Source organism: Streptomyces sp. NPDC047002 (genome assembly GCF_040704505.1).
GTDB lineage: Bacteria > Actinomycetota > Actinomycetes > Streptomycetales > Streptomycetaceae > Streptomyces.
On sequence record NZ_JBEYWC010000001.1, the window covers coordinates 667,715 to 686,899 of the forward strand.

General features: G+C 71.9%; 17 protein-coding genes. 4 read left to right on the forward strand and 13 right to left on the reverse strand.

Annotated features, from left to right (window positions below; genetic code table 11):
• Positions 1 to 119 precede the first annotated feature (119 nt).
• From AB0910_RS02955 to AB0910_RS02980, 6 genes are all read right to left on the reverse strand, one after another.
• A complete protein-coding gene (locus AB0910_RS02955) occupies positions 120 to 776 on the reverse strand; it encodes an amino acid ABC transporter permease (protein ID WP_366742696.1) in 657 nt (218 codons plus the stop codon).
• Positions 776 to 1,465, reverse strand: coding sequence for an amino acid ABC transporter permease (locus tag AB0910_RS02960; RefSeq protein ID WP_366742697.1), 690 nt, complete (start codon positions 1,463 to 1,465; stop codon positions 776 to 778). Before AB0910_RS02960 ends, AB0910_RS02955 begins: the two co-directional genes overlap by 1 nt.
• Entirely contained in the window at positions 1,459 to 2,379 is a 921-nt protein-coding gene (locus AB0910_RS02965; protein ID WP_366742698.1) for a transporter substrate-binding domain-containing protein, read from the reverse strand. The genes AB0910_RS02960 and AB0910_RS02965 overlap by 7 nt, the downstream gene beginning before the upstream one ends.
• 23 nt (positions 2,380 to 2,402) lie before the next feature.
• Positions 2,403 to 3,137, reverse strand: a complete 735-nt coding sequence (locus AB0910_RS02970) for an amino acid ABC transporter ATP-binding protein (protein WP_366742699.1) — start codon at positions 3,135 to 3,137, stop codon at positions 2,403 to 2,405.
• A gap of 86 nt (positions 3,138 to 3,223) precedes the next feature.
• The gene (locus tag AB0910_RS02975) at positions 3,224 to 5,926 is read right to left on the reverse strand and encodes a M14 family zinc carboxypeptidase (protein WP_366742700.1); all 2,703 of its coding nucleotides are present in this window, start codon (positions 5,924 to 5,926) and stop codon (positions 3,224 to 3,226) included.
• A 252-nt stretch (positions 5,927 to 6,178) separates the two neighbouring features.
• Positions 6,179 to 7,210: a medium chain dehydrogenase/reductase family protein gene (locus tag AB0910_RS02980; RefSeq protein ID WP_366742701.1), complete on the reverse strand. Its 1,032-nt coding sequence runs from the start codon at positions 7,208 to 7,210 to the stop codon at positions 6,179 to 6,181.
• 156 nt (positions 7,211 to 7,366) lie between these two features.
• Between AB0910_RS02980 and AB0910_RS02985 the strand changes: the two genes are divergently transcribed.
• Entirely contained in the window at positions 7,367 to 8,017 is a 651-nt protein-coding gene (locus AB0910_RS02985) for a TetR/AcrR family transcriptional regulator (protein WP_366742702.1), read from the forward strand.
• A 30-nt stretch (positions 8,018 to 8,047) separates the two neighbouring features.
• Here the strand turns inward: AB0910_RS02985 and AB0910_RS02990 are convergent, their stop codons facing one another.
• From AB0910_RS02990 to AB0910_RS03015, 6 genes are all read right to left on the reverse strand, one after another.
• Positions 8,048 to 8,638 carry a hypothetical protein gene (locus tag AB0910_RS02990; protein WP_366742703.1) on the reverse strand — a complete coding sequence of 197 codons (591 nt, stop codon included), beginning with the start codon at positions 8,636 to 8,638 and terminating at the stop codon, positions 8,048 to 8,050.
• Positions 8,635 to 9,807, reverse strand: coding sequence for an ROK family glucokinase (locus tag AB0910_RS02995; RefSeq protein ID WP_366742704.1), 1,173 nt, complete (start codon positions 9,805 to 9,807; stop codon positions 8,635 to 8,637). Before AB0910_RS02995 ends, AB0910_RS02990 begins: the two co-directional genes overlap by 4 nt.
• Before the next feature lie 221 nt (positions 9,808 to 10,028).
• Complete coding sequence (locus tag AB0910_RS03000; RefSeq protein ID WP_366742705.1) at positions 10,029 to 10,898, reverse strand: ATP-binding cassette domain-containing protein; 870 nt, start codon at positions 10,896 to 10,898, stop codon at positions 10,029 to 10,031.
• Positions 10,895 to 11,950 carry an ABC transporter permease gene (locus AB0910_RS03005; protein WP_366742706.1) on the reverse strand — a complete coding sequence of 352 codons (1,056 nt, stop codon included), beginning with the start codon at positions 11,948 to 11,950 and terminating at the stop codon, positions 10,895 to 10,897. Before AB0910_RS03005 ends, AB0910_RS03000 begins: the two co-directional genes overlap by 4 nt.
• Positions 11,947 to 12,984, reverse strand: a complete 1,038-nt coding sequence (locus AB0910_RS03010; RefSeq protein WP_366742707.1) for a sugar ABC transporter substrate-binding protein — start codon at positions 12,982 to 12,984, stop codon at positions 11,947 to 11,949. Before AB0910_RS03010 ends, AB0910_RS03005 begins: the two co-directional genes overlap by 4 nt.
• A gap of 124 nt (positions 12,985 to 13,108) precedes the next feature.
• Positions 13,109 to 13,828, reverse strand: coding sequence for a GntR family transcriptional regulator (locus tag AB0910_RS03015; protein WP_366742750.1), 720 nt, complete (start codon positions 13,826 to 13,828; stop codon positions 13,109 to 13,111).
• Positions 13,829 to 13,965: 137 nt separating this feature from the next.
• On the opposite strand from AB0910_RS03015, the gene AB0910_RS03020 reads away from it, so the two are divergent.
• The gene (locus AB0910_RS03020; RefSeq protein WP_366742708.1) at positions 13,966 to 14,970 is read left to right on the forward strand and encodes a Gfo/Idh/MocA family oxidoreductase; all 1,005 of its coding nucleotides are present in this window, start codon (positions 13,966 to 13,968) and stop codon (positions 14,968 to 14,970) included.
• 203 nt (positions 14,971 to 15,173) lie between these two features.
• Here the strand turns inward: AB0910_RS03020 and AB0910_RS03025 are convergent, their stop codons facing one another.
• Positions 15,174 to 16,352, reverse strand: a complete 1,179-nt coding sequence (locus AB0910_RS03025) for a cytochrome P450 (protein ID WP_366742709.1) — start codon at positions 16,350 to 16,352, stop codon at positions 15,174 to 15,176.
• Between the two features lie 144 nt (positions 16,353 to 16,496).
• On the opposite strand from AB0910_RS03025, the gene AB0910_RS03030 reads away from it, so the two are divergent.
• Together AB0910_RS03030 and AB0910_RS03035 are read left to right on the forward strand one after the other, a co-directional pair.
• Complete coding sequence (locus AB0910_RS03030; protein ID WP_366742710.1) at positions 16,497 to 17,747, forward strand: ROK family protein; 1,251 nt, start codon at positions 16,497 to 16,499, stop codon at positions 17,745 to 17,747.
• A 5-nt stretch (positions 17,748 to 17,752) separates the two neighbouring features.
• Complete coding sequence (locus AB0910_RS03035; RefSeq protein WP_366742711.1) at positions 17,753 to 19,042, forward strand: extracellular solute-binding protein; 1,290 nt, start codon at positions 17,753 to 17,755, stop codon at positions 19,040 to 19,042.
• Positions 19,043 to 19,185: the final 143 nt, after the last annotated feature.

A 19,185-nucleotide genomic window follows, 5' to 3' on the forward strand; every position in this document is an offset into this window, starting at 1 on the left:
AGTCGCCGGTCTCCCTCTCTCCTGTTTCCCTTCTGCCTTTCTCCTCTGCTGTCCTCTCTCCGGGTGACGGTGTGTCCGTCCGCAGTGTGCGCTGCGGCAGGACGTCCTGAGCTGCGATGTCAGCGGAGTCTGCGTTCGTACCAGCGGGACAGCAGGGTCAGCGGCAGGCACACCACGAAGAAGACGGCGAGCACCGCGCCGAGTATCGGTACGGCGTGCGGCGAGCCACCGGTCAAGGTGAGCCGTTCGATGGAGCGTTGGGCCGCTTCGAGGACGTCGAGCAGCCCGATGACGGCGGCCAGTGAGGTCTGCTGGGTGAGGTTGACGACGAGTCCGATCATCGGGGGCAGGGCCCGCCTGGCCGCCTGGGGCAGGAGGACGTGGCGCATGCGCCCGGTCCAGGGGAAGCCGAGCGCCGCGGCGGCCTCGGCCTGCCCCCGGGGCACCGACTGGACCGCGCCGCGTACGACTTCGGCGGCGTTGGCGCTCCCCCACAGGGACAGTCCGGTCGCCGCGGCGGTGAAGGTGCCCACCCGGATGCCGATCACGGGCAGGACGAAGAAGACGAAGAACAGGATGATGAGGATCGGCAGGCCGCGCCAGATCTCCACGTAGGCACGTGCGAGCGCCCTGGCCGGGCGGTTCGGCAGGGTGAGCACCGCACCGAGCGGGACGCCCGCGACCAGGCTCGCGGCGATGCTGACGAGGGCGAGCAGGGCGGTCTGGCGCAGGCCGCCCGCGAGGTAGTCGGCGACGGGGACCGCCCAGGGCGGCATCAGTGTCCTCCCGGTGTCGCGAGGCGGCGTTCGACGGCGCCGGCGCCTAGTGACATCAGCCGGACCAGGAGGAGGTAGACGACGCCGATGGCGAGGAACACCTCGAACACCCGGAAGGTGACGGCGACGATACCGACCGCGGTCTCGGTGAGCTCCGGGTAGCCGATCGCCACCAGGAACGACGAGTTCTTGAAGACGGAGATGAGGGTGTTGGTGACGGACGGCACGGCGACGCGGGCGCCGAGGGGCAGGGTGACGTGCCGGAAGGCGCCGAGGCGGCCGAAGCCCAGGGCCCGGCACGCCTCGATCCGGCCGCTCTCGACTGCTTCGAAGCCGGCCCGGAAGTTCTCCGTGTGGTACGCGCCTCCCCACAGGAGCAGGGAGAGCCAGCCGGCCGTGAACCCCCCGAGCCGCAGGCCTGTTTCGGGCAGCGCGAAGTAGAGGAAGAAGATCTGGACCAGCAGCGGGGTGTTGCGGAACAGCTCCACGTAGACCGTGACCAGTTGCCGTGCCACGGGCACGCGCAGCGCGCTGACGGCCCCGAGCAGCGCGCCGACGAGCAGTCCGCCGGCCATGCCGACCGCGCTGACCGCCAGTGTGCGCAGCAGGCCGGCGCCGAGTTCGCCGAGGTGGTGCGCGACGAAGCCCGGCTCGAAGTGGTAGCCGGCCGCGCCCGTCACGCTCAGCACCGGAGGGTGGCGCCGGAGGGGTAGGTCAGGCCGTGGCCTGGCCGGGGCACGAACCTGGCGAACTGCCGCTGTACGGAAGGGTCGGTGACGGCCTTTTGGAAATCGCTCCAGAAGAAGTCGCTCTGCTGCATGCGGGCCAGGGCGCCGTCGACCCACGCGAGCATCGGTTTGTCGCCCTTGCGCACGCCCATCCCCCAGGGGCTGTCGGCCTTGGCGTCGCCGACGACCTTGAGGCCCGGATTCTTCGCCGCCAGGTCGAGGAGGAGGGTGTCGTCCTGTGCGAGCGCGGCGCCGCGCCTCTGGTTGAGCGCGGTCAGGGCCTGGCTGGTCTCGGTGAACAACTGCTGCTTGACGCCCTTCATGCACTGGGTGAGCCAGAGGCTCGCGGTGGCGCCCGTGGTGCTGATGACCGTCTTGCCCGCCAGTTGGTCGAAGGAGGTGACCGGGGAGTCCTTGGGAACGAGGAGTTTCACACCGCTGTCGAAGTACGGGGTGGAGAAGTCGATGGTCTCGGCGCGCTCCGGTGTGTAGTTCATCGTGGCCTCGATCAGGTCGATGCGCCTGGAGGTGAGGAACGAGACGCGGTTGGAGCCGGTCACGCAGGTCAGGGTCAGTGCGCCGGGGTCTCCGAAGGCGTAGGCGGCGAGTTGGTGGGCGACGTCGATCTCGAAGCCCGCGTTCTTCGACGCTTCGTCGATGTAACCGAAGGGCGGGTAGTCGCACTTGACGCCGACGGTGAGCCTGCCTCTTTTCTGTACCTCGGCGGGGAGCGGTGCGCCTACGTCGACGGGCTTGCCGGTGGCGGGTGAACCGCCGGAGCCGCCAGTGGAGTCGCTGTCGGAGGTGGAGGAGCAGCCGGCGGCGAGTACCAGGAGCAGCGCGGCGCCGAGGGCGGCGCGGAATCTCGATTTCACGGCGTTACTTCCTTCTTGCCCGCTCAGGCGGGCTGTCGGAGGACCTTCCGCAGGAACCGGCGGGTGCGTTCGTGGTGCGGGTGGTCGAGGACGTCGGCCGGGCGGCCCTGCTCGGCGATCACACCGCCGTCGACGAAGACCAGGCGGTCGCCGAGTTCGCGCGCGAAGCCCATCTCGTGCGTGACGCACAGCATCGTCATCCCGGAGCGCGCGAGGTCGCGCATGGCGTCGAGGACCTCACCGACCAGCTCGGGGTCGAGCGCCGATGTGACCTCGTCGAAGAGCATCACGTGCGGGTCCATCATCAGCGCGCGGGCGATGGCGACCCGCTGCTGCTGCCCGCCGGAGAGCTGCCCCGGGTAGGCGTCGGCGCGGTCCGCGAGGCCGACGCGGGCCAGTAGCGCTTCGGCCCGCTCCCGCGCCTCGCGCCGGGGCGTGCGCAGCAGTTTGCGGGGCGCCAGGGTGAGGTTGTCGACAGCGGACAGGTGCGGGAAGAGGTTGAACTGCTGGAAGACCATGCCGACGCGGCGGCGTACCCGGTCCCGGTCGACGCCGGGGGCCGTCAGGTCCTCCCCCTCCAGCAGGACCTGGCCGGCGCTCACCGGTTCCAGCAGGTTGACGCAGCGCAGCAGGGTGCTCTTGCCGCCGCCCGACGGACCCACGACGGCGACCACTTCGCCACGTGCCACCGCCAGGTCGACACCCTTGAGCACGTCGGCGCCGCCGTAGGACTTGTGCACACCGCGCAGCTCCACCATGGCAGCCGCACCGTCCGCGGTCGTCCCCGCGGATGCCGGGGCGGCGTCGCGCCGGCCCTCGGAGGGGTCTTTTCGCACCGTGCGGCCTACTTCCCGAGCCGGCCGAACCGGTCGGCGGTGAGCTTCGCCGAGGGCCCGTGGTAGGCGGCGTTGAACAGTACCCGCTGCTCGGAGCGGTTCCAGGTGCGGAAGCCGACCTCGTTGCCGAAGGTGACGACCCAGCCGTCGCCGACGGTCCAGGACAGCCCGTTGACCGCGCCGGCGAGGTGCTCGTCGCCGATCAGCCAGCCGCTCCGCAACTGCTCCCCGCTGTCCGGGTACTTGGCGACGACCTGGACCGGATGGGCGGTGGTGCTGGTCAGCTTGTACGCGTCGTCGGAGACGAACCACACCGGATTGTCCGCGCTCAGGCCCCACGCCACCGGGTTGTCCGTGTCGAACTCCTGGCTCAGCAGCGAGCCGGGGCAGTAGAAGTCCGAGGAGGAGCCGCCGGGCAGGACGGAGGCGATCGGCAGGTCGAGGAGCTGCTGCGCGGTGGCGGTGCCGCTGCCGTAGGAGACCAGCGTGCCGCCGCCCGTGACGAAGTCGCGCAGCTGGTTCCAGCCCGTGGCGCCGACGCCGAACGCCCAGGCCCAGTCGGGCGGGTAGCTTTTCGGGGCGAGGCCGTCGACGATGGAGCCCTTGCTGACGCCCTCCGGCATGATGAGGGTGTCGTAGCGGTCGGCGAGGTGCGGATAGTCGTCCGCCGACACGACTGCGTACTCCACGCCGTACTGGTCGAACGTCCACATCAGCCAGCCGGACGGCATGTTGTCCGGCGGTTTGAGCAGGCCGATTCTCGTGCCCTGCTTGAGCTGGGCGCCCGGGACGCGCGGCACCGCGGTGAGCGCGTGCACCGGGATCCCGGTCTCTTTCGACTGTGCCCGCAGGAGCTTCTGTGCCGCGGCGGACGGCGGGACGAGGAAGGTGCCCGCGGGGAAGGAGCGCCCGCCGTCGCTGAAGGCCGCGGCGGCGCGGAAGGTGGGGAGGCCGTGCTTCTGCAGGGCCGCGACGATGCGGAACACCCCGTAGGACTCGGGCCCGATGGCGTAGGCGCCGGTGCGCGGCGGGGCGGGCGGGACGGCCACTGCCGGGGCCGCGATGCTTCCCAGCTCGGTGGTGGCGACGGAGAAGGGCTCCTTGACGAGGTCGGCCCGGAAACCCAGCAGCATCGGGAGGGTCTGCGCGGTGGTGTCGTAGGGACGCTGCGGCGGCCCGCCGGGGTACTGCAGCAGCTGCGGGTACTCCTGCACTTCGAGCAGCGTCTTGGCGAAACCGGCGTAGGGCTGCTGGAAGTGGATGACGTACGAGCCCGCGGGGTACTTCTGGCCGCCGGCGCTGAACGCCGCCCCGGCCTGGTGGATCTCGACCGCGCCGAGGTGGAGGATCTCCAGCGCGTCGCGCACCGCCTGGGGGTCGCGCTGCCCGGCCGGGACGACGTACGCGTACGCGTCGGTGCGGGTCACCGCCTTGCGGCCGACGCGGTAGGTGTCGAACAGCCAGTTGTAGGTGTCGTGGGCCACCGTCTCGATGCCCGAGTAAAAGGCCTGGGAGACCCGGTCGACGATGTCGCGCAGGGTCCAGGTGTCGGAGTCGTACGGCTCGATGAAGTTGATGTCGGTGGTCTGCTGACCGAGCGGGCCCTTGCCGACCTGCGGGTAGGCCAGGTTCGCGGCGGCCGCCGCCTCGGTGAGGATGCGCGCGGAGCCGTGGTAGACGCAATACTGCCGGGACGGGGACCAGTAGTCGTACTCCGAGCCCCAGCCGTTGCCCTTCATCCCGGCCGCGGTCATGCCTCGCTGCATGGCGAGGCCGACCGCGTCGGTCTCCTGCACCAGGATCGTGTCGATGTTGGGGTCGTACGGTGAGAGGTACGGCGGGGTGAACAGCCGCGGGGCGCCCGCGCCCGCGCCGTGCGAGTCCTGGAAGACCTGTGGGCGGTACTTGTTGAGGACCGAGACGTTGTACCGGCTCTCGACCTGGGTGAGCATGATCCAGTCGCGGTTGTCGTCGTGGCCGGTGTACTTGTTGTAGAGGTCCGGGTAGGTGCGGTCGTAGCCGGTGCCGGCGGTGGCGGCGAAGTAGTCGTTGACCAGGACGATGCCGTCCGGGTTCTGGCACGGCTGGAGCAGGATGACGAGGTTGTCGAGGATCTTCTCGACGTAGTCGGACCGCTCCGTGGCCAGCCGGTGCGCCCACTCGATGGCGGCCTGGGAGTTGCCGACCTCGGTGGAGTGGATGCCGGCCTGCACGTAGTAGAACGGCTTGCCCTCGGCGGCGAGCTTCTTCGCGCCGGCCTCGGACAGCCCTCTGGGGTCGGAGAGCCGGGCGTTGATGCCGACGAGCCGGTCGAGGTCCGCGAGGTTCTTCGGCGAGCTGATGGTGAGCAGGATGTACGGGTTGCCGTGCGTGGTCTTGCCGATCTCCTCGTACCTCAGCCGGTCGCTGCGGTCGGCGAGCAGCCGGAAGTACGGGACCATGCGGTGCCACTGGGCCAGGAAGCCGTCCGCGCCGATCGGCGTGCCGAAGTACTCGGCCGGGCTGGGGACGTGGCCGTTGAGCGGACCGGTACCGGTGTCGGGCGACCGGGTGGCGGGGAGGCCGCTGCCGGTCGCGGACGGGAGGGCGGCGGGTGCGGCCTGGGCCTCGGCCGGGCGTACCGCCGCGGTGGCTGCCACCGCGGCGCCGGCGGCCGCGGTGGTCCTCAGGAGCGCTCTGCGGGACAGTCTTGAGCCTTCGTCGCTGGTCATCTGCCGACATCGCCTTCCACGGCCCGGCGGGACCCGGCCGTTGTCCTTGGCGGAGCCGGGGGGACTCCGCTGATCTGGGGGTGTCGTACGGCGCCGAACGCAATGTGTCAGCCGCCCAGGATCCGCGGCAACGGCTCCGCCCTGGACTTCATATTCAAAACACATTGCGGCAACACTCGGCCCCGTCCGCGGGCGTCGGCCGACGCCTCGTCAACTGCCCTGATCTGCCAGGAGGCTGAGGCGTCGGCAGGCTCAGGGCGTCAGGACGACCTTGCCGGCGACGGTGCCGGACTCCGCCAGGCTGAGCGCCTCCGCTGCGCGGGCCAGCGGGAGCCGGGCGGCGATGCGGGGGACGACGTCGCCGCGCCGGACGGCGGCGAGGATCTGGGTGAGGTCCTCGTGGAAGCGGGCGCGGAAGCGGTCCCTGTGCAGGGAGCGGCCGGCCCAGATGTTGTAGAAGTGCGCGCGGCGGCCGTTGGGCAGGGCGTTCCAGAGCCAGGTGCGGGCGAGGATCTTCAGCACGGGCCACTGCTTGGAGCCCGTGTCGTCGCGGGTGGACGCGCTGCCGTAGGAGACGAGGGTGCCGCCGGGCGCGAGCAGGCGCCAGGAAGCGGGGACGCTGCGCCCGCCGAGGTGGTCGAAGACGGCGTCCACACCGCCCGGCGCGAGCTTCCTGACCTCGGCCGCCACGTCGCCCGCGCGGTAGTCGACCGGCCGCACCCCGAGCTCGCGCAGGGCGTCGTGGTGGCGGGCCGAGGCCGTGCCGATCACCTGGATCCCCGCGGCGCGCGCCAGCTGGACGAGCACCGTGCCCACCCCGCCACTCGCGCCGTGCACGAGGACGGTCGCCCCCGCGCGCACCCGGGCCGTGCGGTGCAGCATCTGCCAGGCGGTGACGCCGTTGACCACCACGGCCTCGGCCTGCGCAGCGCCGACCCCGTCGGGCACGGGCACGGCGTCGGCCGCCTCGACCCGGATGCGGCTGGCCCAGCCGCCGACCTTGAGCAGCACGGCGACCCGGCGGCCCACGAGGGAGGGGTCGACGCCCTCGCCCGTGGCGAGCACGCGGCCCACCGCGTCGTAGCCCGGCACGAACGGGAAGGGCGGCTGGTCGAAGTAGCGGCCGCGGCGCATCTGCTGCTCGGCGAAGGAGACACCGCTCGCCTCCATCGCGAGCACCAGCTGCCCGGGGCCCGCCTCGGGCGCTGCCGCGGTGCGGACCTCCAGGCCCTGCGGCTCCACGATCCCCGGCAGTACGACCTCGACCAGGCGTTCGCTCTCCATGACGCTCCTCCTTCTTCTCGCCGTGCCGCGCCGGGGGCCGGGCGGCCGGGACACTATCGCGTTCGTTAGAAGTTATAACTGAAGCGCCCGTGAGAGTCAAGAAGAAGAGTGATACCTTCTAACGGAATGGTGCAGACATCGGGAAAGGAGGCGGACGTGGCCGCAGCGGACACGAGCAGTCCACGGGAGCGCTACCGCGCCCAGGTCAGGGAGGAGATCAAGGAGCACGCGCGCGAGCAGATCGCGACAGCAGGTGCCTCGGCGCTCTCCCTCAACGCCATCTCCAAGCGGATGGGCATGAGCGGCCCCGCCCTCTACCGGTACTTCGCCAGCCGGGACGCGCTCATCACCGAGCTGGTCACGGACGCCTACCGCAGCCTCGCCGACACCTTCCACGACCGCGCGGCGGCCGACGGGGGCCTGCCCGGGCTCGCGCAGGCCCTGCGGGACTGGGCCCTGGCGGACCCGCACCGGTACTTCCTGGTCTACGGCACGCCCGTGCCCGGCTACCGCGCCCCCGAGGACACCACCCTGATCGCCGCGGAGATCATGTCCGTGCTGCTGGCCGCCTGTACCGCCGAGGACGCGCCCGACGCCGCGGCGGCCGGCCTCGACGAGCACCTCGCGCACCACAGGACCTGGGCGCCCGACCCTGCGGACCCGCCGGCCAGGCTGCGCCGCGCCCTGCTGTGCTGGACCCGGCTGCACGGCGTCCTGTCGCTCGAACTCGCCGGCCACTTCACCGGCATGGGCCTGGACCCCTCGGTCCTCTACGAAGCAGAGGTCAGGTCGCTCACCACCCGCTGACGAAACACCCCGGAAGCTGCCTGGTCCTGGCTACGGCTTGGCCGTGGACACCGCGTAGACGCGGGGCACCGCGGGGTCCGACAGGTCCACGACCACGTCCACGGTGGGCAGGGGCTGCTTCTGCTTCAGCACGAGCCCCGCCCACAGGTGGTCGGGGACCGAGAAGTCCCACGTGGCGATCTTCTGGTCACGGGCCGAGATGGTCACGGCGCCGGGGCGCAGGGCCGAGCGGTCGGTGCCCATCTGGTCGAGGAAGGTGTCGAGCCGGCCCGATGTCACGTCGAACTGCGTGTACAGGCGGCTGTTCTTCCAGTTGTTCGTCTCGTAGTAGCGCACCTTCGTGGCGCCCGCGGGGATCGGCAGGTCGTAGATCCGCTTGCGGAACCCCGCGGGCCTTATCGGCTGGAGGCCGGTCGCCGCGGCCTCCGCCTCGCTCTTGCGGCCGCTGTCCCTGCTCTGCTCCGCGGCGATCGCCAGATAGCCCGCGGGCACGCCGACGAGCAGCACGATCACCACGAGGGTCAGAAAGCGCCTGCGGTTGCGGTGGCGGCGGTCCTCCGGCGGCCTGCCGCCGTCCTGGAGGGACGGCGCGGCCGCGGGGGGCTCGGACGGCGGGGTCATGACGGCGGTTCCTGCTCCTGCTCCGAGGGGATCGTGCGGGTGTTCCTGATGGCCTGGGCGTAGCGCTCGTAGCGCTCGTGCCGCTCGGCGCGGCGGCGGTTGGCGCGCCGGAAGCGGCGCGCGACCAGGCGCGCCAGGTCGGCGGCGCCGACCATGCCCGCCTCCGGGCCGAGCTGCGCCTTCACGATACGGGCCTCCGGCCGGTAGCCGCGGCCGGTGAGCTGGCGGCGGAAGGCGTCCCGCGCGGGCCCGATGAGCAGGTCGTCGGCGGCGCTGACGCCGCCGCCGATGGCGAAGCAGGAGGGGTCGAGGGCGGCCGCGAGGTTGGCGATGCCGACGCCGAGCCACTGGCCGATGTCCTGGAACAGCTCGATGCACATCGCGTCGCCCTCGCGGGCCAGCTCGGTGATCAGCGGTCCTGTGATCTCGTGGACGTTGCCCTTGACGCGCTCGATGATGTTGTACGCGACGGGCGAGTCGGCGGCGGCCAGCTCCCTGGCCTCGCGCACCAGCGCGTTGCCCGAGCTGTACTGCTCCCAGCAGCCGCGGTTGCCGCAGGGGCAGCGGTGGCCGCCCGGCACGACCTGCATATGGCCGAACTCGCCCGCCACCCCGTACTTGCCGCGCTTGACGCGGCCGTCCTCCAGGATGGCGCCGCCGATGCCGGTGCCCAGCGTGATCATGACGAGGTGGTCCTCGCCGCGCCCCGCGCCGAAGCGCCACTCCGCCCAGGCCGCCGTGTTGGCGTCGTTGTCGACCATGACGGGGACGGCGAGGCGGGCGGCGAGCGCGTCGCGCAGCGGCTCGTCGCGCCAGGCGAGATGCGGCGCGAACAGCACCCGGGAGCGGTCGGCGTCCACCCAGCCCGCCGCGCCGATCCCCACGGCGTGCACGTCGTGCCGGTCGGAGAGGTCGAGGACCAGTTCGACGATGGTGTCCTCGACGACCTTGGGGCTCTTGGACTTGTCGGGGGTCTCCGTGCGCAGGTGCTCCAGGATGTTGCCGTCCGCGTCGACCACCCCTGCCATCACCTTCGTACCGCCGATGTCGATGCCGACGGTCGGTACGCGGGGGGCGCTGAGGTGGGAGCGGCGCTCGCGGGTGCCGACCGTGCGCAGCACGGTGGCTCTCGCGGTGGAGCGGTGGGCGAGGTCGCGGTACGTGCTCACAGGGCCGCTCCCCCCGCCGTCGGGGTCGGGGGCGGCGGGGCGGTCGCTTCCCGGCGCGCGGCGTGGTGGGGGTGCCGGCGGCCGGGCCGTGGCCTGGATGCTCGCACGAGTCGTGTCGTCCCTGCGGGGTCGGGGCCCTGCCCGGTGGCGGGCAGCGCGGCGGACGGCGCCCGCCACCGGCGATTGTGCCATCTGGCGTGTAGGGGCCGCGTGTGCGGCGTTTACCTGCCGTCCGCCGGCGGGCCGCCCAGGGTGCCGGGCACGGGGGCGCGCTCCAGCTCGTGGCTGAGTTCCTCCAGCTCGGAGCCGCCCGCCATCTGCCGGATCAGTTCGTCGAGGCCGATCTCCTCCTTGGTGTGGCTGCCCGCCATGGCGCCGCGCTTGAGCAGCACGAAGCGGTCGCCGACGAGGTAGGCGTGGTGCGGGTTGTGGGTGATCAGGACCACGCCGAGGCCCTGGTCGCGCGCGGCCGCCACGTACTTGAGCACCACGCCCGACTGCTTGACGCCGAGCGCCGCGGTCGGCTCGTCCAGCACGAGGACCTTGGCGCCGAAGTACACGGCGCGCGCGATGGCGACGCACTGCCGCTCGCCGCCGGAGAGCGTGCCGATGGGCTGGTCGACGTCGCGCAGGTCGATGCCCATCCGCAGCAGCTCGGCACGGGTGGTCTCGCGCATCAGGTCGACGTCGAGCCTGCGCAGCGGTCCGCGGCCCCTGGTGGGCTCGGAGCCGAGGAAGAAGTTGCGCCATACGGGCATCAGCGCGACGACGGCGAGGTCCTGGTAGACGGTGGCGATGCCGCGGTCGAGCGCCTCGCGCGGCGAGGCGAGCGCGGTGGGCTCGCCCTCGATGAGCAGGGAACCGCCGTCGTGCCGGTGCAGCCCCGCGATGATCTTGATGAGGGTGGACTTGCCCGCGCCGTTGTCGCCGAGCACGCAGGTGATCTCGCCGGGGTGGACCTCGAGCGAGACGCCTTCGAGCGCCCGGATGTTGCCGTAGTACTTGCTGACGCCGTCCAGCTCGACGAGCGGGGTGCGCCCGTCGGTGCGCGCGGAGCGCGCGGGGGTGACGTCCTCGGGCGGCTCGATCATGACCGTGACTCCTCAGCGCGCCTGCGGACCCACGCGTTGAGCAGGGTCGCGAGCAGCAGCATCGCTCCGACGAAGAACTTGAACCAGTCGGGGTTCCACTCGGCGAAGACGATGCCCTTGTTGGTCATGCCGAAGATGAGGGCGCCGACGGCCGAGCCGACCGCCGAGCCGTAGCCGCCGGTGATCAGGCAGCCGCCGATGACGGCGGCGATGATGTAGATCAGCTCGTTGCCCACGCCCTCGCCCGACTGCACGGCGTCGAACGAGAACAGCAGGTTCTGCCCGGTGACCCAGGCGCCGAAGCCGACGCCCATGTACAGCAGGATCTTGGTGCGCTTGACGGGCACTCCGACGGCGCGCGCCATGTCGGCGTTGCCGCCCGCGGCGAAGATCCAGTTCCCGAAGCGGGTGCGCAGCAGGATCCAGGTGGCGACGGCGACCATCACGAGCCACCACAGGATGGTGACCTTGAGGTCCATGCCGCCGACCGTCCAGGTGGCGGCGAAGACCTGGTGCGCCGAGGAGAAGCCCCACATGTCGCCGATGGTCTTGGTGGAGACGGTGCCGTCGATGAGCTTGGTGAAACCGAGGTTCAGACCGGTGAGCATGAGGAACGTGCCGAGCGTGATGATGAAGCTGGGCAGTTTCGTCACGGTGAGCATGAAGCCGTTGAACGCGCCGAGCCCCACGGTGACCAGCAGGGAGACCCCGACGCCCACCCAGACGTTCGCCGTCATCTGGTAGCTGAACATGGAGGAGATCAGCGCCGAGCTGGTCACCATCACACCGGCGGAGAGGTCGAACTCGCCGCCGATCATCAGCAGCGAGACCGGCACGGCCATGATGCCGATGGTGGACGCCGCGTACAGCACGGTGGCGAGGCTGGACGCGCGCAGGAAGGAGTCGGCGACGAACGCGAAGAACAGGAAGACGGCGATCGCGCCGACGACGGAGCCGAGCTCGGGCCGTCCCATCAGCTTGCGCAGCGGCGAGGTGCGCAGCAGCCGCTCGTCGCCGCCAGGGGGCCGCACGGAGGGGGCGGTCGCGGTCATCGCGTGCCCCGCTTCGCGTAGGCCTCCAGGGCGGACGCGTCCTTCTCCGTCACGATCTGCGGTCCGGTGAGCACCGGCTTGCCACCGCCGAGTACGTCGGCGTTGTACTTGTACAGCCACAGCAGGTCGACGGCCTCGTAGCCCTGGAGGTAGGGCTGCTGGTCGACGGCGAAGCCGAGGGCGCCCGACTTGAGCTTGGCCGCGACCTGCTGGTTGAGGTCGAAGGTGTCGATCTCGGCCTTGCTGCCCGCGGTCTGCTTGGCCTGCAGCGCGGCGTCGGCGAAGGGCGCGCCGAGGGTGACGACCGAGTCGATGGAGCTGTCGGCCTGGAGCTTGGCCTCGATGGAGGACTGCACGTCGGGGGTGCTCGTGCCGTCCACGTAGAGGTTCTGGAGCTGCCCGGAGAAGGTCTTCTTGGCGCCGGCGCAGCGCTGTTCGAGACCGACGTTGCCCTGCTCGTGGATCACGCAGAGGGCCTTCTTGCGGTGCTCCTTGTCGAGCTGCTCGCCGACCGCCTCGCCCGCGGTGGTCTCGTCCTGGCCGATGTGGGTGAGAGCACCGAAGGCCTTGGACTGCTCGGCGCCCGAGTTCACCGTGATGACCGGTATGCCCGCCTTGGCGGCCTGGGTGACGACCGCCTTCATGGCATCCGGCTTGGCCAGCGTGACGATCAGGCCGTCGACCTTCTTGTCGATGTACGACTGAACGAGCTGGGCCTGGTCCTGCGCCTGGTCGCTGTGGGCGTAGAGGAACTTCACGTTGTCCTTCACCGCGGCCTGCTCCGCGCCGCTCTGGACGATGTCCCAGAAGGTGTCGCCGTCCGCCGAGTGGGTGACCATGCCGAACGTCCACTTCGGCGTGTTCACCGCGGAACGGCCGCCCGCCTCGGCCGCGGCCGCGCGCTCCTCCGCGCGCTTGCCGCCGGTGGCGCTGCACCCGGCGAGCGCGCCGGCCGCGAGGCTGACGGCGAGCACCGCGCCCGCGGCCCGCCCGAGGGTGCGCCTGTGCCCTCTGAGTCGTACCCCTGTTCGCATACCTGTCACAACCGTGTGCCCTTCCGAGTGGTCGCTGCTTTTTAGCCGGGGTACGCGGCCCCGTCAATACTTTGCCTGGCCATCTCCCGTTTGCGTGCGCCGGGGCCAGGCGTCACGGGAAGCGTCAGGGCCTGACCAGGAGTTGGAACTCGAACGAGTAGCGCGACGCGCGGTAGACATGGGAGCCGAACTCCACGGCGCGCCCGGTGTCGTCGAAGGTGACACGCTCCATGGTCAGCAGCGGCGCCCCCGTCTCCTCGCCGAGCAGGACGGCCTCCTCCCCACTGGCACGGCGGGCCCCGACGCTCTGGCGGGCGCTGTGCAGCGTGGTACCGCCCGCCCGCATCAGCCGGTAGAGGCCGGTGGACTCCAGGTCGGCGCTCTCGCAGTCGACAAGACCTGCGGGCAGGTGGTTGCGCAGGTACGCCATCGGCTCGTCGTGCGCGTACCGGAGCCGTTCGAGGAGCAGCACGTCGGCGCCCTCCGCGACCCCGAGGGCCGCCGCGACCTCGGCGGCCGCGGGCCGCACGGTGTGGCGCAGCACCCTCGTGGCGGGGCGCTGGCCGGCCGCCTCCAGGTCGTCGTAGAGGCTGGAGAGTTCGAGCGGGCGCTTGACCTGGCTGTGCACGACCTGGGTGCCGACGCCGCGGCGGCGCACGAGCAGCCCCTTGTCGACGAGGGACTGGATGGCCTGGCGGACCGTGGGCCGGGAGAGGCCGAGGCGGCCGGCGAGCTCGATCTCGTTGCCGAGGAGGCTGCCGGGGGCGAGCCGCCCGCGCTCGATGGCCGCTTCCAGCTGCTGGGCCAGTTGGTAGTAGAGGGGCACCGGACTGGTACGGTCCACTTCGAGCGGGAGTGGCGCGCCTCTCTGATCGGTCACGCCGCAGAGCGTAGACCCCGGGCCGCGGCCCGGAAAGCCGCAGGTCCGATTGTCAGGACAAATGCTTGACAGGGCGAACCGGCTGACGACACCTTGGGGCCATGCGCATCGGACTCATCGGCACAGGCCGCATCGGCAGTTTCCACGCGGACGTGCTCAGCCGCCACCGCGAGGTCGGCTCCCTGGTCGTGGCGGACACGGACGCGGCACGCGCCGCGGCCGTCGCGGAGCGTACGGGGGCCACGGCCGCCTCCTCCGTCGACGACGTCTTCCGCTGGGGCGTGGACGCGGTGGTCATCGCGTCGGCCACGTCCGCGCACGCCGAGCTGATCGGGCGGGCCGCCAAGGCGGGCCTGCCCGCGTTCTGCGAGAAGCCGATCGCGCTCGACCTCTCCGGCACGCTGGGCGCGATCCGCGAGGTCGAGGCCGCGGGCACGGTCCTCCAGCTGGGCTTCATGCGCCGCTTCGACGCGGGGTACGCGGCCGCACGCGACCTGGTGGCGGGCGGCGCGCTTGGCCGGCTGCACACCGTGCGCGCCACCACGTCGGACCCCGCGCCGCCGCCCGCCGCGTACCTGCCGCTCTCCGGCGGTCTCTACCGCGACTGCCTGGTGCACGACTTCGACATCCTGCGCTGGGTGACGGGCCGCGAGGTGACCGAGGTGTACGCGACGGGCTCGGACGCGGGCCCCGCGATGTTCCGCGAGGCGGGGGACGTCAGCACGGCGGCCGCACTGCTCACCCTGGACGACGGCACGCTCGCCACGGCGACCGCGACCCGCTGCAACGGCGCGGGCTACGACGTGCGCATGGAGCTCGCGGGCACCGACGACCAGTTCGCGGTCGGCCTCGACGACAGGACGCCCATCACCTCCACGGAGCCCAAGGGCCCGCCGCGCTGCGAGAACCCCTGGCCCGGCTTCCTCGACCGGTTCGCCCCGGCCTACGAGGCGGAGCTCGACGCGTTCGTGGACGTGGTGCGCGGCGAGCGCGCCAATCCCTGCGACGCCCGCGAGGCCCTGCACGCGCTGCGCATCGCCGAGGCGTGCGAGCGCTCGCGCGCGGAGCACCGCCCGGTGGCGCTCGCGGAGATCCCCGAGGCGTAGCGCCCACGCGCGGGGGCGCGGCCGGTACCCCGCCCCGCGCGGCCCACGCCCCGCCCCGCGCGCCCCGCACGGCAGCGCCTGACCGCCGTCGGCCCGCCCGCCGGGCCTGTCGGGTCAGCGGGCCCATCCGGGCAGCCGAAGTCCGCCGGGCCCGTCCCGTCAGCCGAAGTCAGCCGGGTCAGCCCGATCGGCCGGATCCGGCGCTACCAGCGCAGCGGCAGGTGGCGGGTGCCGCGGATCAGCAGCCCCGGCAGCCACTCGGGCCGCGCCGCCGCCTCGTCGAGCGCGAGGCCGGGGGCGCGTTCGAGCAGGGTGCCGATGGCGACCTTCGCCTCCAGCCTGGCGAGCGGCGCGCCCAGGCAGAAGTGGATGCCGTGGCCGAACGCCAGGTGTCCTGCGCTGCCCTCGGCCGTCCTGCGGATGTCGAACGTGTCGGGCTCGGCGAACCGCGCGGGGTCGCGGTCGGCCGAGGCAAGGCCGATGAGCACCGGCTCGCCCGCGGGGATCCCGGTGCCGTCGTAGTCCACCGGCTCGCGGGTGAAGCGGAAGGTCGCGTTCTCGACCGGGCCCTCGTAGCGGAGCATCTCCTCGACCGCGCCGTCGAGGAGGCCGGGGTCGGCGCGCAGAGCCGCGAGCTGGTCGGGGTGGTCGAGCAGCGCGCGCACGCCGTTGGTGATCAGGTTGACGGTCGTCTCGTGTCCCGCGACCAGCAGGATGAACGCCATCGCGCGCACCTCGGCCGCCGACAGCCGGTCGTCGCCCTCCGCCTCCGTGCGCAGCAGCGCGGAGAGCAGGTCGTCGCCCGGCTCCGCGTCCCTGCGGCGGGCGATGAGCGCGTCCAGGTAGTCGCGCATGGCGAGCACGGAGTCCCTGGCCAGCTGGGCGTCGGTCGGGGTGACCACCTCGTCCGACCAGGTGCGGAACGCGTCGCGGTCGCTGTCGGGCACGCCGAGCAGCTCGCAGATGACGGTGATGGGCAGCGGGAAGGAGAGGGCGTCCACCAGGTCGCCGCGCCCCGCGGGCAGCATCGCGTCCAGCAGCCCGTCGGTGATCTGCTGCACCCGCGGGCGCAGCTGCGCCACGCGCCGCGGGGTGAACTCGCGGGAGACGAGGCGGCGCAGCCTGGTGTGGTCGGGCGGGTCCGCGATCAGCAGGTGGCGGCCCATGATCCGGTCCTCCTCGTCCTGCGCGGGCGAGCTCTTGACCAGCCGGGCGTCGCCGAAGGCGGCCCGGCACTCGTCGTACCCGACGACCAGCCAGAACCGCCAGCCGTCGCCGCCGCGCACCTCGTGCACCGTGCCGAGGCCGCGCAGCCTGGCGTAGTGCGGATACGGGTTCTCGGTGAAGTCCGCGCCGAGGTCGGCGAGTTCGATCACAGCCATCGCTCCAGCCTACGTCGCGGCGCCCGGGTGCGGCGGCGGCCGGCCGCGCGGAGGTTTACGGGAACGTAATGCACATGTCTGGCGATCGCCGGTGCCGCGTGGCTAAGGTGGCCGTCACGAATTAATCTCAGCATGAGAGGAATTGTGGCAACTACCTCGCTCCCCCGCACCTCCAACCGCAGCGCCGTCCTCGCCTCCCTGCTCTCCGGCGGCGAGTGCGACCGCCAGCAGCTGATCGCCGACACCGGCCTGAGCCGCGCGACGGTCTTCAGGATCGTGGACGACCTGATGGCCGAATCCCTCGTCAGGGAGGGCCGCCGGGTGCTGCGCGACGGCCCGGGAAGACAGTCGACGTCCGTCGGCTTCAACGACCGCGCCGCCCTGGTCTGCGGAATCGACCTCGGCGGCACCAACTGCCGGGTGGTGGTGGCCGACGCGCTCGGCCGCGCCGTCATCAGGAGCCGGGACGCCACCCCGCGCGACGCGGACGCGGACGCGCTCGCCGCCTGGGTGGCGGGCCGGGTCACGGACCTCGTCGACCGCTACGGCGGCGGCGATCCCCTGCACACCGTCACGATCGGCCTGCCCGGTGTGGTGGCGGGCGACGGGCGCACGGTCGTGGCCTCGCACAACCTCGGCCAGATCACCGGCACCCGCTTCATCGAGGCTGTCACGGCCCGCGTCGGTGTGCCCACCGTCGTGGGCAACGACTCCAACCTCGCCCTGCTCGGCGAGCTCCAGTACGGCGCGCTGCCCGACCGGGAGACCGCCGTCCTGCTCGCCATGGGCACAGGACTCGGCTCGGCCGTCTCCCTCGACGGGCGGGTCCTGCTCGGCAGGACAGGTCTGCTCGGCGAGTTCGGCCGCCTCCCGCTGCCCGGCCGCGACCTGCGCATGCGCGACCTGCTCTCCGGCGCCGACCTGGTGGCGTACGCGCGCGGCAGGGGCGTCCATGTGCCCACCGCGCAGGCGCTGTTCGCCGAGCCGGAGCGGTACGCGGACCTGCTGGCCGAGGTGCACGGCGCCCTGACACACCTCGTCACGGTCGTGGCGCTCGCCTACGAGCCGAGCACCGTGGTCCTCACCGGCGGCTTCTCCGAGTCCTTCGGCGCCGAGCGGCTGTCCGCGATCAGCGACCGGGTCGCCGACACGGTCGGCGTCCGCAGCGTGGTGCGCAGGTCCGACCTCGGCGACTCGGCGGGACTGCTCGGCTCCATGGCCTCCTCGCTCGGCCGCCTCTACGCGGCGCTCGGCGTCAGCACCGAGCACGCCGCTTCCGTGGCCGTCGACCGCGACCTGGTCGTACGCCGCCTCGCCGACTGCCCGACCGCCCCTTCGAGCACCCCGCAAGCGACCCCCCGCACCACGCACGACGACCAGATGGCAGAAGGGTGACGACAATGAACCGAGCACGGATACGGTGTGCGCTCACGGCGCTCCCGGTCCTCGCGATCACACTGACCGCGTGCGGCGGGGGCGGCGGGGCGCAGAAGGCCGCCTCCGACCACAGGCTGACGGTGTGGATGATGACGGGCGGCCCCGGCGACAGCCCGCTGGTCAAGGACGTCGACGCGCAGTTCGAGAAGGCGCACCCCGGCATGAAGGTCGACGTCCAGATCCAGCAGTGGGACGGCGTCGCCACCAAGATCACCACGGCGCTGGCGGGCGGCAACCCGCCGGACATCGTGGAGATGGGCAACACCCAGACCCCGCTGCAGACCTACTCGGGCGGGCTCGCGGACCTCACCGCGGACAAGGCGTCCTTCGCCGGCTCCGACAGCTGGCTCACCGGCCTCTCGGGGCCCTCTCAGTTCGGGGGCAAGCTGTACGCGGTCCCGCTGTACGGCGGCACCAAGGTCGTCATGTACAACAAGAAGATGTTCGCCGACGCGGGCATCACTCCCCCGAAGTCCGTCGCCGACCTGCAGAAGGACTGCGCCACGCTGGCCGCGGCCCACCGGGGCACCGCGAACTTCTCCGGCTTCTACCTGCCGGGCCAGTACTGGTTCAACGGCATGCCCTTCCTCTTCGCCAAGGGCGGCACGGTCGCGCGGCAGCAGGGCGGCACCTGGAAGGCCGAGATGGGCTCGGCGGCCAACCGGGCGGGGCTCACCGCCTGGAAGTCCTTCCAGAACGCCTGCTCCACCCCGTCGTCGGTGGGCGTCAACACCGACAGCCCCGACCAGGACCAGCTGTTCGCCGACGGCAAGGCCGCGATGGAGTACGTCAAGGCGTGGGAACCGGCCGCCGTCGTCGAGAAGAACCCCGGGATGAAGGGGAACATCGGCTTCTTCGCGATGCCCGGCTACACCGCGGGCAGCACCATGCCGGTCATCGTCTCCGGCTCGACCATCGGCATCGCCGCGGCGAGCCCCGACAAGAAGGCGGCCGAGGACTGGCTGCGCGTCATCACCGGCAAGTCCTTCCAGCAGAAGATGGCGCGCGAGCTCAATCTGCTGCCGATCTCACCGGACTTCACCCCCGCGGGCGTGCCCGAGCAGCTCACCGTCGCCTCCGAGGCGAGCAAGAACAGCAGGGCGCTGCCCAACAGCCCCGGTGAGGCGACGCTGGAGACCGAGCGCTACAACGAGCAGTTCTTCTCGAAGATCGCGGGTGGTGCGGACATCGCCTCCTCGTCGGCCGCGTACGACAAGCACGCGACGGACGCCTTCAACTCCCTGAGCAACTGAGACCCTTCGGGACCCGTCATGGCAATCACTGAGAAGCGTGGCACGGCGGCCGCGGCGGCGCGGCCGCGCACCGGGCCGCCACGTCATGTCCCACTGGAAGATCACCGCGAGCAGGGCGAGCACCGGCCCGCCGACGGCGCCGA